This window comes from Pseudomonas sp. TUM25319 (assembly GCF_056388475.1).
This window is the reverse complement of record NZ_CM150751.1, coordinates 3758675-3771544: the sequence shown is the minus strand read 5'-3', so window position 1 is coordinate 3771544 and position 12870 is coordinate 3758675. Positions and strand designations below refer to the sequence as shown.

At 61.2% G+C, this 12870-nt stretch carries 10 protein-coding genes; 6 read left to right on the top strand and 4 right to left on the bottom strand.

Features of this window, described 5'->3' with window-relative positions:
- Window positions 1–136: 136 nt before the first annotated feature.
- The 3 genes from AC05QJ_RS17560 to AC05QJ_RS17550 all read right to left on the bottom strand — a co-directional run bounded on the left by AC05QJ_RS17560 (window position 137) and on the right by AC05QJ_RS17550 (window position 4857).
- Window positions 137–1675, bottom strand: a complete 1539-nt coding sequence (locus AC05QJ_RS17560) for an amidase (RefSeq protein WP_476742564.1) — start codon at window positions 1673–1675, stop codon at window positions 137–139.
- Between the two features lie 74 nt (window positions 1676–1749).
- Window positions 1750–3402 (bottom strand): methyl-accepting chemotaxis protein, encoded by a 1653-nt coding sequence (locus AC05QJ_RS17555; RefSeq protein WP_476742563.1) that lies wholly within the window; start codon window positions 3400–3402, stop codon window positions 1750–1752.
- 18 nt (window positions 3403–3420) lie between these two features.
- Complete coding sequence (locus AC05QJ_RS17550) at window positions 3421–4857, bottom strand: coniferyl aldehyde dehydrogenase (RefSeq protein WP_476742562.1); 1437 nt, start codon at window positions 4855–4857, stop codon at window positions 3421–3423.
- A gap of 193 nt (window positions 4858–5050) precedes the next feature.
- On the opposite strand from AC05QJ_RS17550, the gene AC05QJ_RS17545 reads away from it, so the two are divergent.
- Window positions 5051–6034, top strand: coding sequence for a flavin reductase (locus tag AC05QJ_RS17545; RefSeq protein ID WP_476742561.1), 984 nt, complete (start codon window positions 5051–5053; stop codon window positions 6032–6034).
- A 17-nt stretch (window positions 6035–6051) separates the two neighbouring features.
- On the top strand, window positions 6052–7332 hold the full coding sequence (locus AC05QJ_RS17540) for a spinster family MFS transporter (RefSeq protein WP_476747957.1): 1281 nt from the start codon (window positions 6052–6054) through the stop codon (window positions 7330–7332).
- 24 nt (window positions 7333–7356) lie between these two features.
- Here the strand turns inward: AC05QJ_RS17540 and AC05QJ_RS17535 are convergent, their stop codons facing one another.
- Window positions 7357–8100, bottom strand: a complete 744-nt coding sequence (locus tag AC05QJ_RS17535; protein ID WP_476742560.1) for an enoyl-CoA hydratase — start codon at window positions 8098–8100, stop codon at window positions 7357–7359.
- 263 nt (window positions 8101–8363) lie between these two features.
- Between AC05QJ_RS17535 and AC05QJ_RS17530 the strand changes: the two genes are divergently transcribed.
- From AC05QJ_RS17530 to AC05QJ_RS17515, 4 genes are read left to right on the top strand one after another with little or no spacing between them, the layout of a single operon-like run.
- Window positions 8364–9518: a KamA family radical SAM protein gene (locus tag AC05QJ_RS17530; protein ID WP_476742559.1), complete on the top strand. Its 1155-nt coding sequence runs from the start codon at window positions 8364–8366 to the stop codon at window positions 9516–9518.
- Window positions 9519–9536: 18 nt separating this feature from the next.
- Entirely contained in the window at window positions 9537–10871 is a 1335-nt protein-coding gene (locus AC05QJ_RS17525) for an ATP-grasp domain-containing protein (RefSeq protein ID WP_476742558.1), read from the top strand.
- A gap of 9 nt (window positions 10872–10880) precedes the next feature.
- Window positions 10881–11603 (top strand): 2OG-Fe dioxygenase family protein, encoded by a 723-nt coding sequence (locus AC05QJ_RS17520; RefSeq protein ID WP_476742557.1) that lies wholly within the window; start codon window positions 10881–10883, stop codon window positions 11601–11603.
- Window positions 11600–12844: an MFS transporter gene (locus AC05QJ_RS17515; protein ID WP_476742556.1), complete on the top strand. Its 1245-nt coding sequence runs from the start codon at window positions 11600–11602 to the stop codon at window positions 12842–12844. Before AC05QJ_RS17520 ends, AC05QJ_RS17515 begins: the two co-directional genes overlap by 4 nt.
- Window positions 12845–12870 lie beyond the last annotated feature (26 nt).

Below are 12870 nucleotides of genomic sequence, written 5' to 3'. Positions count from 1 at the left end.
ATGCCGGCGGCGTTGACGCCGACGGCAGGTTCCATCTTCAGCGGGTGGCAGGCGGAGGATCATCGTCAAAGCGGACTAGGTGGTGACCTTGGGGCGCAGCTCATATTTGCTGTGGGAGCCGCATCGCGGCCGGGTACTAAACCCGAGGCCGGCGACCGGCCCAGGGCATGGCCTGCTCCAGTTGGCTGGCAATGCGCAGCAGCCCGTCTTCTCCACCCAGCCTCGCCGTGAACATCATCCCCACCGGCAAGCCGCTGTCGCTCATGCCCAGCGGCAGGGAAATCGCTGGTTGCCCGCTGACGTTGGCCAATACGGTGAAGCCGGCGCTGCCCATCGCCTTGTGGGCGTAGCTGTCCCAGCCCTGGTCGAGGCTGAGCACGCCCAGTTCAGGCGTGAGGCTGGCAGTGACTGGCGAAAGGATCAGGTCGAAGCGCTCGAAGTGCTTTTCCATCGCCGCACCGATGCTTTCGAACGACTGCCGCGCCCGGTACATGGCTTCGCCATTGGTGCCCTTGGCCCGCTCCAGCACCACCTGGGTGATCTGTTCCAGATCCTCGGCAGTGGCGGCCCGCCCCAGGGCCTGCTCGCGATCATGGACCAGACTGAGCAAACCGGTGCCGACCACCGTGCCGTGGGCGCCGAACAGTTGCCGCGGGTCGATGCCGAGGGTCAGTTCTTCCAGTTCATGGCCGAGGCCCAGCAGTTGCTTGAGGGTGTGCTCAAGGGTGGCGGCGATGGCCGGATCCAGCGGTGCACCGGTCAGCGACTGACGCACCACGGCGATCCGCAGCTTGCCCGGATCGCGGCGCAACTCTTCGATATACGGGCGCTCCACCGGCGCCGCCCAATAGGCGCTGCCCGGCTCATGGCCATGGCCGGCATCGAGGAACAGCGCCGTGTCGCGCACGCTGCGGGACACCACATTGGCCACGCTGGCGCCGAACCAGCCCTCGAAATGTGCCGGGCCGCTGGGGGTGCGGTAGCGGCCGGGCTTGAGCCCGACCAGGCCGCAGTAGGACGCCGGAATACGAATCGAGCCGCCGCCGTCGGTGGCGTGGGCCACCGGCACGATGCCCGCCGCCACCGCCGAGGCCGCGCCACCGGACGATCCGCCAGCGCTGTGGCCGAGGTTCCAGGGGTTGCGGGTCTGGCCCCAGGCCAGGGATTCGGTGGTGGTGGTCAGCCCGAATTCCGGGCAGGTGGTCTTGCCGAAGGGCACGGCGCCGGCGCGCTCGTAGCGGGCAATCAGCGTGCTGGTGAGCGTGGCAGGTGGTGCATCTTTGAACAGGCGGCTGCCGTTGCTGGTGGCGGTGCCTTGCAGGTAGGTATTGAGGTCCTTGAGCAGCAGCGGCACTCCGGCCAGTGCGCCCTGGGCCGCGTGCCCGGCGGCACGACGCTGGGCCAGCAAGGTGCGGGCGTATTCCTGGTGCAACATGTTGACCGCCTGCACCTTGGGATTGACCAGGGCATGGCGGGCCAGGGCGGCGTCGAGCAAGGCCTCGGGGGTCAGTTCACCCTTGCGCACCGCCTCGGCCATGGCCCAGGCGTCGAGTGATTGATAGTCGCTGGCGGACAGCTCGCCGGCCTGGACACTGGCAAAACGGCCCAGCAGGCTGGCGCCGGCGGCGACAGCGGTGGCTTTGAGCACGGTACGGCGGGGATAGGTGGCAGTCATGGAGTGGATGGGCCTTCTGATTATTGTCATTGGAATTAAGGATGAAGCGGCCGGCTGGCCGGCGATGAAACCGCTCAGGCGACGGTGAAGCGCGCCGACAACTGGTCCAGCGCCCGCGCCAGTTGTTCCAGGTCCGCCGCCGCCACCGCGCTGCGCCCGGCGCTGGCCGACAGCGCGCCGGTGCCGGCAGAAACGTTCTCGACCCGTGCCACCATCTCGCGGGTAACGCGCACCTGCTCGTCGATCACCGTGGCGATGGTGTCGACGCTGCGGATGACATCATCGGTGCCGCTGCGGATCTGCGCCACCGAGTCGCCGGCTTCATGGGCCAGGCTGACACCTTCACGCACCCGCAGCACCACGCGGCCCATGCCATCGACCACGGCACGGGTACCTTCCTGGATGCGTTGCACGGTAAGGTCGATCTCGCCGATGGAGCGGCCGGTACGCTGGGCCAGCAACCGTACTTCATCGGCGACCACGGCGAAACCGCGGCCCTGCTCCCCTGCCCTGGCCGCTTCGATGGCGGCGTTCAGGGCCAGCAGGTTGGTCTGCTCGGCGATGGTGCGGATCACCCCGAGCACGCTGCTGATCTCGTCGGAGAACACTTCCAGTTCGTGGATGTGCACGGCGGTATCGCTGATCACATCGCTGATGCGGTTCATTTCCTGGGCCATGTCGCGGATGAAGCCCTCGCTCTTGCCGGAACGTCCTGCCGAATGCTGGGTGATGTCCCGGGACACACCGACATGGTTCTCGACTTCGCCGATGGAGCCGGACAGATGCTCCACTGCGCTGGAAATACCCTTTACCGCCTCCGCCTGCTGCTGGGTAGCGCGGGACGCAAGCTCCGCCGACTCGGCCAGGCGCGCCGCCTCGCGGCTGACCCGCTGGACCAGCTCGCGCATCTGCGAAATCAATCCGTGCAGGCTGTCACGCATGGCGGCGATGTCCCGCAGCATCAGGGCGAACTCGTCGCTGCCATGAACATCAATGGCTTGCGACAGGTCGCCACCGGCAATGGCCTGCATGCTTGCCGCCGCCTGACTGAAGGCCCGGCGCAAGCGACTCAGGGTGGTCAACGCCGTGGCGCTGCCCACCAGCACGCCGACGACGCCCAGCAGCAGATAGGCCAGCACGGTGCGCTGGTAGCGCGCCTGCGCCGCCTCGTATTCCCGCTCCGCTGCGGCCTGCTGCAACGCCTGCAACTTGCCCAACTCGACCCCGGCGGCACTGCCGGCCGGTTCGGCCACCCGCAGGAAGGAAATGATGCCCGGCAAGCGGAAGTCGCCGGCACGCAGGGACTCCAGCAGCACGCCCAGCTCTTCGACCCAGATGCCGTAATGCTGCTCGAACGCCTCGGCGCCCTGCTGTTCCTCGGGGCTCAGGCTGCGCTGGCGATAGTCGTTCCAACGCTGCGCCAGCGCCTGGTTGTTGGCCTCGATGGTGCCCAGGGTGACTTCCACCGAGCGGTCGAACGCCGCCATCAGCGGTCCGTCCGGGTCGTGCTGCACGGCCAGCAGTGCCAGCCGGCGGCTCTCGTCCAGACGATGCTGGATTTCGCCGAAGACCAGCAGGGTCGCGAGATTGTCTTCGTTGATGGTCCGCAGGCTGTCGCGGGCCTGCTGCAGCCCATAGACGCCGAAGCCCACCGCGACGACGAACAGAACGGTCGCCAGCAGCGCCCACAACCACAGGCGCTGGGCAATGGTGATTGCCTTGAACACGGTGTGTCCTCGCCCGGGTCAGTCGGAAGTGATCATGGCCGTCATGGCCGCCACGAAGTGCTCGCCGTAGGGCGGCAGCAAACCCCACTCGCCCCGCGGATCATGGGCCGGCGCCTTGAACACGGTGCGCAGGTGACTGAACTCGAGGAAGCCTTCGCGACCGTGGTAGTGCCCCATGCCGGAGGCGCCGACACCGCCGAAGGGGGCGTCGTGCATGGCCGCGTGCATCATCACGTCGCCCAGGGTGACGCCGCCGGAAATCGTCTGTTCCAGCACCCGCCGCTGCTCGCTCGTATCCTGGCCGAAGTAGTAGAGCGCCAGTGGACGTGGCCGGGCATTGATCTCGGCGATCACCTGGCCAAGGTCGTCGTAGCCCAGCAGCACCATGGCCGGGCCGAAGATTTCCTCGTGCATGATCCGGGCTTCCTGTGGCGGGTCGATCACCAGACGCAGCGGGCGGCGGCGATCGTTGTCGTCAGGCGCCAGCTCGTGCGGCAAGGACTCGACGCGGGCACCGCGCTGGCGGGCGTCGTCGATATAGCCCTCGACCCGTGCCAGATGACGCGGGTTGACTACGGCCACCACGTCCGGATTGCCCTGGATGGCGGGATGCAGGCTGGCGTAGGCGGTGCGCAGCGCTTCGACGAACGCGTCCAGCAGTTTGCGCGGCACATAGACCAGATCCGGGTTGATGCACACCTGCCCGCCATTGGTGGTCTTGGACACGGCGATATTGAAGGCGGCCTTGTCCAGGTCGGCGCTGGTCGAGACGATCACCGGCGACTTGCCACCCAGTTCCAGAGTCACCGGCACCAGGTTTTTCGCCGCGTTGGTCATTACTGCCCGGCCAATGGCGGTGCTGCCGGTGAATACCAGGTGGTCGAACGGCTGGGCGGTGAAGGCTTCGGCCAGCTCGGCATCGCCATTGACTACCGCGACCTCCAGCGGATCGAGGTACTCGGCACACAGCCGGGCCACCAGTTCTGCTGTGCGCGGGGTGACTTCCGAGGGCTTGAGGATCGCCCGGTTGCCTGCCGCCAGCACCGAGGCCAGCGGGCTGAACAGGGTGTACAGCGGTGCGTTCCAGGTGCCGATGATGCCTACCGTGCCCTTGGGCTGGTACATGATCCAGGCCTTGGCGCCGAGCTGGTCATAGGGCGGGAACGGCGCGCGCTGCTCGTCCTGCATCCAGCCTTCCAGATGGTCGCGGGCGTGCTTGAGGGATGCCAGCGCACCCAGCACATCGTTCATCAGCGAGAAACCGACGGGCCGGCCACCGAAGTCGGCGTCCATGGCCTCGGCCAGCGCGCCGTGGTGGGCCACCAGCAGGTCGATCACCTTCTGGATGCGCTGGCGCCGGGTGGCGGCGTCGACGGCGCCGGCGGCATTGAACGCGCTTTTCTGGCGGGCAAGCAGCCCCGAGAGCGTCTGGACGGAAGGTGCGGCTGAACTCATGGCGGTCCCCTGTTGTTGTTATCGGCCTTTGCAGCGCCCGATGCGCCTAGGGCCACGTTGCCCCGAGAAGCCCCGCCGCGCCTCGTCCGATCGGACGAGAATCGAGCAAAAGCGTTAGTCCGTTGAGACGATGCTCCATGCCCCGCTGCGCTCGATACTGGCCCCACGAAAACACCACTCCATGAGGCCAGCCATGGCAACACCACACCTCAGTTTCGACCCCCAGGCCTTCCGTGCGGCGCTCGGTACCTTCACCACCGGCGTGACCATCATCACCACCCAGGGTGAGGACGGCGCGCCGGTGGGCATTACCGCCAACAGCTTCAACTCGGTCTCGCTCAACCCGCCACTGGTGCTCTGGAGCCTGTCCAAGCAGGCCCGCAGCCTGCCGGTGTTCAGCAGTGGCAAGCACTGGAACGTGCACGTCCTGTCCACCGAGCAGGAGCGCCTGTCCGGGCGCTTCGCCACCCAGGGCGAGGACAAGTTCGCCGAGGTGGAACTGGACCGCGGCATCAGCGAGGCGCCACTGCTGCAGGACTGCACGGCGCGCTTCCAGTGCCGCACCGCGTTCCAGTACGAGGGCGGCGACCATGTGATCTTCGTCGGCGAAGTGCTCGCCTTCGACCACAGCGACCGCGCGCCGCTGGCCTTCCAGAGCGGTCAGTACGCCCTGACCACGCGCAAGCCGCGCAACGAACTGCGCCTGGCCACCACCCCGCCGCCGCCGGAGTGCAGCTACACCGAAGACCTGCTCGGTTACCTGCTGGGGCGCGGCCATTACCAGGTACTCAACCTGCTGCGGCAGATGCTCAGCCACCAGCAACTGGACGAGCAGGCGTTCTTCATCCTCGCCGTGCTGTGCATCCGCGATAACCTCGACCTCGATGAGATCAACACCTTCGTCAGCTACACCGGGCATACGGTGACGCTGGCCGGCATGCGCTTCCTCGAACGCCAGCAACTGGTGGCCATCGAGGGCGAGGACGACGACCTGCGCTTCGTGCTGACCGCCAAGGGCCGCGAAACCTCGCTGCAGCAAGTGGCGCTGGCCAAGGTGGTGGAGCAGGAGCTCACCAGCAAACTCGGCATTGCCGATGCCCAGGCGTTGAAGGTGCTGCTCAAGCGCCTGATCGTGGTCAGCGATCCCGGCCTCCCCGACCTCTGGGCGCCGCGATGAGCGTGGCCGTGCCGGCTCTGTCCGCCGCACCGGTGGGCTGGCGGGCCCACGGGCTGCTGGCGCTGCTGGCCGTGGTGTTCGCCGACAATTTCGTCGGCCGGCAGATCCTGGCGGTGATGATCGAGCCGGTGAAAGCCGAGTTCGGCGTCGGCGACACCGCCATGGGCCTGATTTCCGGGCTGGCCTTCGCGACGGTCTACGCACTGCTGGGACTGCCGGCCGGACGCCTGGTGGACCGCATGCCGCGCACGCGCCTGTTGGCGGCCTCGTGTCTGTTGTGGGCCCTGGCGACCATGGCCTGTGGACTGGCCGGCAGCTTCCTGCTGCTGGCCATCGCACGGATGCTGGTGGCCGTGAGCGAATCGCCGACCACTTCGGCCTCGCTGTCGCTGATCTCCGATCTGTACCCGCCGCAGAAACGCTCCTTCGCCATCAGTTGCTTCACCTCGGCACCGACCTTTTCCTCGATCATCGGCCTGAGCATCGGGGCCTGGGTGGTGGACCAGTACGGCTGGCGTTTCGCTTTTGTCGCTCTGGGGCTGCCGGCGCTGGCGTTCGCCGCAGTCCTCGGTTTCATGGTGCGCGACCCGCAGCGAGGCCGCTGGGACCTGACGCCCCATGCGCCAGCGCCCTCAGCCGGCCTGACCCGCGAAGCCCGTGACCTGTGGGCGTTGCCGGCGTACCGCTGGATGATTCTCGCCGGCGGCCTCACCACCCTCGGCTCCTATGCCGTCGCCATGTGGAACACCAGTTTCCTGGTGCGCTCCCACGATCTCCCGTTGCAACACGCCGGGCTGCTGGCCGGCGTGGTTTGTGGGACAGCGGCGGGATTTGGCGGGCTGTTCAGCGGCTGGCTGAGCGATCGCCTGAGCCGCCAGGACGGGCAATGGCAGTTGCGCATCCCGATCATCGGCCACCTCACCGCCCTCGCGGCCCTCGCCGCCTACCTGCTATGGCCGAATCCGGTGCTGTTTCACCTGGGCAGCCTGCCGGTGCCGGTGGCGATGCTGTGGTGCGCGCTCTACAGCTTCTTTGCCGTGTGGTGGGTGGCGCCGTCCTACAACCTGGTGACGCAACTGGTGCCGGCCAACCGTCGCGGCACCGCCATGGCGCTGCAGACCATCGTCAGCACCTTGCTGGGTATCGGCAGCGGCCCGCTGCTGGCCGGCGTACTGAGCGACCTGCTGCTGCCGCTGGCCGGGCAGGACTCGCTGCGCTATGCCCTGCTGCTGGTCAACCTGCCGACACTGGCATCACTGGCGCTGTTGCTGCGCACCTCGCGCTGGCTGGGCCGATAGCCGTCTGGCTACCGACCCGATGGTTCAGCGGCGCTGGCCGAAGGCGGCGATAGCCTCACGGGCCGCGTCGCTATCCAGCAGGCTTGCGAACAGCCGCGCCTCTTCGTCTATTCGTTCCTGCACTGCCAGCGCCGTGGTGCTCTTCAACAGGCGCTTGGTTTCCAGTACCGCCGCCAGCGGTTTGCTGGCCAGCTTGCGCGCCTGGGCCAGTGCGCTGTCGAGCACCTGATCCGGCGCCCCGACCCGATTGACCAACCCTGCCTGCAGTGCCGCCTGGGCATCGAACGGCTCGCCCAGCAGCAGCGCCTTGGCGGCGCGCGGGTAGCCGAACAGACGCGGCAACAGCAGGCTGGAGCCGGCTTCCGGACACAACCCCAGATTGACGAACGGCAGGCTGAAGCGTGCGTTGTCCCCGGCGTGCACCAGGTCACAGTGCAGCAGCAGCGTGGTGCCGATACCCACCGCTGCGCCACAGACCGCCGCAACCAGTGGTTTGGGGAAACGACTCACGGTGTGCAGAAAGGTCCACACCGGCGCGTCCGGAGCGGTGGGCGGGTCGGTGATGAAGTCGGCCAGATCGTTGCCCGCGCTGAAAACCTGCGGACTGCCGTGAAACAGCACCACAGCGATGGCGGGGTCGTGCTCGGCTTGGCGCAGCAGCTCGGTGAGACGCTGGTACATGGACAGGCTCAGGGCGTTTTTCTTGGCTTCGCGGTTGAAGCCGATAAGGAGGACACCGGAGTCCTCGCGGGTCAGGATATCGGTCATGACGCTCTCGCTGATGAATGAGGCGCTAGCAATAGCGTCCTGGCCGGATGGGCGAAACGTCCGGATTGAGTAGGTCATTCATCACGACGCTCGTCGTCATCTCAGAAATTCCAGCTTTCTCGCAGGATTTTTCCGCGACTCTCGCAGGAAATCGCCTGGTTACTCGCTTGGCTGACTCTGCAAGTCTTGGTTCCGAAGCTCGATGAGCGTTTGAGTCACACCGTTCAAGCCAGGATCAAGCAGCTTAAGTAAAAGGAGTCGGTATGAAAGAACTGGTAGGAAAGCGGATTACCGTTGCCCAGGACCATTGGGCCGATTGGCGCTGGCAGCAGAAGCATGCATTCAGAGATGAAATCTCACTGAGCGAAGCACTTGCGCAGCAATCTGAAGATTTGAATTTCGAGATCAAGAAAGGACTTTCCAACCGCAAGCTACAAGTCACCCCGTATTACCTGGACCTGATAAAGCGACATCCGTCTTCCCTAAGCATTGTGGACAATCCATTGTGGCGCCAAGTGGTGCCTTTCTGGGGTGAAGAAGCAAGTGGTGGCTATGATGGGCAATCGGAAAACTGGGAGCTACAGCATGAAATGAAAACTCCGATTTGCCAGCACAAATATGAAAATCGCGTCATTTTGCGAATAACCAACACATGCCACTGCTACTGTCAATTTTGCTTCGAGGCACTGCGAACTCTGCAAAGGGACTCAAATAAAGGGAGTACGGGAAAAGGCACATTCGAGGAGACATTGAGCTACCTGCGAAGCACCCCCTCGATTGAGGAGGTGATTTTCAGTGGTGGCGACCCATTGATGCTATCAGACGGCAAGCTGGATCAGTACCTTGGCGCCGTCAGATCGATAGACAAAAAGATATTGATCAGGCTGCATTCCAGGGCACTTACATTCAACCCATTTAGAGTAACCGATCAGCTGGCGAGCATCTTGGCCAAGCAAAAAATCAACTCATTCGGCGTCCACGTCTGCCACCCTTGGGAGCTGAGTGATGAATTCATTGAGGCAATTAGAAAACTACAAAAATCCGTACCCCTGATATTTGCGAACATCCCGTTCATCAAGAGCGTAAACGACCAAAAAGATACCCTCCGAGAGCTCTTCATTGAGTTGTATCGCCTCGGCGTGAAGCCCTATTATCTTTACCATTTCATGCCATATTCTCCTGGTGCAGAAGTCTACAAGGCCGGTATCGAAGAAGCAAAGAGCATCATGAGGTACCTGAAACGACGGGTTTCCAATATCGCGCTACCTGAATATGTGCTCCCCCATGAAACAGGAAAGTTTACCGTGCCTTTGGATGGCATAGGTGATCAGGCACCAGAGTACATTGAGCGCAATGGCAGACGTATCTATCGTTTTATCAATTGGCAGGGAAAGTCATGTGAGTGGGTGGACAACTAAGAGCAAGGAGAACCTCTGATGAAGCCAAGTGCTATTATTTTTGTGGATGTTGATGACTCCGAGTACACCTGCTATCGCTATCGAGAGCCGCACTTTTTGGCAGCTCGCAAGCGTGGCCTTGCTTGCCTGATCGTGGCGAAAAAGAGCCGCCGTCACCTGAAACGGCTCTACACCGACAGTGACGACTTATTCCTGGTAGAGCGTCTTGACGAAGAATCACTTTTGAGTGTTGTAGAAAAAGCGAGCAAGGAATACCGGTTAGCAGCCGTTTTTTCTTATGCAGGCCAAGCGACACCCGACGGCCAGATCGGAATGACCGTCGCAAATGTGTGCCGGTCCTTGGGACTGCATCATTCGTCACCGGAGGGAATCAACGCATGCAATGATAAATTTGTGATGCGTCGTAGATTGGAAGACCACGCTATACCGTCAGTTTCCTACGTTTTGTGCCAAAACGAAGCCGAACTGATCGCCGGTGGACTCGAGATAGGCTATCCCCTCATCGCCAAACCTCGTTTTGGCGCACGCTCGGCTTTCATTAAAAAGTGCGAAACAGAGGCGGAGCTTCTGGAGCACTATAGGGTGTACCAACTAGAATTTGACCGCTCGCTCTCGGCAAGCAGCTTTGGTCACTGCAGTATTCGAAGCAAAAGAAACATACCTGGCTCGACCATTCTGCTTGAAGAATGGATCGATGGCGTCGAAGGCACTGTCGAGTGCGTAGTGACCGAAAGCGCCGTATATCCATTGATAATAAATGAAAAACTGATCATGACTGATCGCAGTCATACAATTCTGGAGAACCTACTGATCACACCACCTGAGTCATTTTCATCAGCTCAGGAAAAAATCATTCGCGACTATGCGTGTCAATGCATCAAAGCGCTAGGGTTGAATCGTGCGATCGCTCATGTCGAATTCAAAATGACCCCAAAGGGTCCACGTTTAATCGAAGTCAATCCGCGGTTAGGCGGGTTGTATGTAAATCTTGCTTTCGCTGACATCGCCGGGCTGTGTCCTTGGGAAACTCATCTAGATCTTCTATTAAACGAAACTTGCCTTTCCACCCGTTTGAGACTGGCTGAGGAACGTGTGCGCAATGCATCGAAGCATTATTCGATGATGGCGTTTTATCCAAATTCGTCCGGCGTGTTCAAGGGGTTCGCAGGGCTGAGCGCTGTCGAGTCAAGTGCGAAGATCTTGGAGTTCGATCACTTCCCTTTTGGCTCAACGGTCTGCTCAGAGACTGAAGAGTACTATTTATTGAAATGCTGGGCTGAGGTGAAAAATGGCACGGAAGCGAAGGCGCTCTACCAGATGCTGTCTATGAACATCAATCCGATTATCGAGTAAGTCAAGGTTATGAATTTAAAAATAATCACTGATGCTTTGAGTGAGCACGGGTTTGCTCATGTTGCTGATATTTCTGAATGGATATCGCCTGCTTATATAAGCGAGAAGCGATTTGGTGCTTGGTGGGGAAACCTGGTTTACGATGAAAACTTTCGCCTCTACACTCATCGAGAACGCAGAATCCTGAGATATTTTGCATCGGGTAGCGGCCACTCAATCCAGTTAAATCCGAACACTGATTTTGTCTCCGGTGCCACTTATGCCGTATCGTACCAGCGCGGCACCAATGCTTTGACTTACGCGGAAGAAGGATTCATTACTGATCACCTGCTTCAGCAAATCCTCCATTTCGATCTGGCTGTGTCGCGCGCCACCTCTCCGCTGTCTGAGTCGATGAATATAGACATTCATCAATTCAGGATCAAAGCGACTTCAGGGCAAACCATGCCGACCACCTCCGGCATTCACCAAGATGGCTACGATCTGGTCTTCATGCATTTCATCAATAAGCACAACGCCTTCCCTGTGATCTCGGAGGTTTTCGACCGTGCCGAAGAAGCGGGTCTGCAGTTTCGCAAAGAGCTGGGCCGATTCATGGAAACACTCATTGTCGACGACCGCCGTTGCTGGCACCGCGCTTCGGCCTTAAGACAGAAAGACTTGGGAAAACCAGCCTATCGGGATGTATTGGTAGTGAGCTTTCGGTATCAGGGAAAAGGAAGCCTTTCATGATCAGTGCCGCCCATCCAGATACTAATAATGAGGGTCAAAATAAAAATATCCGTTTGATTATTGCAGCACGTTTTTTCTCCGATTTCGGCGCGTTTCTGAACATGATCGCGCTCACCACCTATGTTTATGTGCTCACCCAGGATGTCGTTCAGATCAGCATTTTCCTGGCGTGTCGCGTGCTGGGCGGAATCGTTGCGAGCATCGTGGGGGTACCGTTTTTCCGACGCATAAAAGGCCACTGGTCGCTCATTGCCTTCGACCTCACCCGCGCGTTGCTGTTGGCGATGTTGCTGGCCCTGCCTTCGACGGCATTGTCGTATGTTCTTCCCCTCATAGCCTTGGGCCTGGGCTTCGGGAACTCAATGTTTGCTATCGGGTTAAACAGTCAACTTCCCTGGTGGGTGCACAAGTCGCAGTGGGTAACCACCAATGCATGGTTGACGTCAGTGTCGGCAGTGGGGGCCGTTGCCGGAAGCCTGATATCTGGCATGTTGCTGGTCTACAGTGGATTCGAGTCGGTATTTATCATCAACATTGTCATTTACCTGCTGGCAGGAGCATGCGTAGTGCCTTTGCGTTTTTTGCAGTCGCCACAGGACGCTCCTCAAGGAAGCCCACTAAGGGAATGGCGAAATCTGCGCGCAGGCCTTGGCTGCGCACCTGTGCTTGCCGGGATGCTGGTGGTGACGATTGCCGATACGTTGGGGAGCGCGGCTCACAACGTCGGTTTTCCGGTGTTCTCTGAATTGCTTGATTCGAAATCCGCAGGGCACATCATGGGGCTCCTGCTGGCGGTCTGGGCTGCCGGCAAATTTGCGGGAGCACGTATGACTGAGATGTTGTTGCGCAAAGCGCTGGGACCAGGTATCGAAAATCTTTTCCTGGTGGGCGTGGTGCTGATGTCGCTTGGCTTTATCGCAACTTTCCAGCAAACGTCTCTCTCTGTCGCACTGGTGTGTGTCGCCGTCGCCGGGCTTGGCGACGGGATCTCCGATGTCAGTCTGGTATCCCGTATCCAGCAGGAGCCAGAAGCCTTGCGCTTACCCGTGTTCAGCCTCATGACATTCCTGCAGATGACCGGATTTGGCATAGGGATGCTGGTTGTAGCTCCGTTCTACATCTGGTTCCAGCCATCTGTGGTGATCGTGATCTTTCACGGCCTTCCTCTGCTGGCGGCAACGATTGCTTGGGGACTGGCCAGCCGCAGGAACCTGATGACCTCTGACAATCCGTCTGAGTGACCACCGTCATGCTCCAGGCCAGCCCT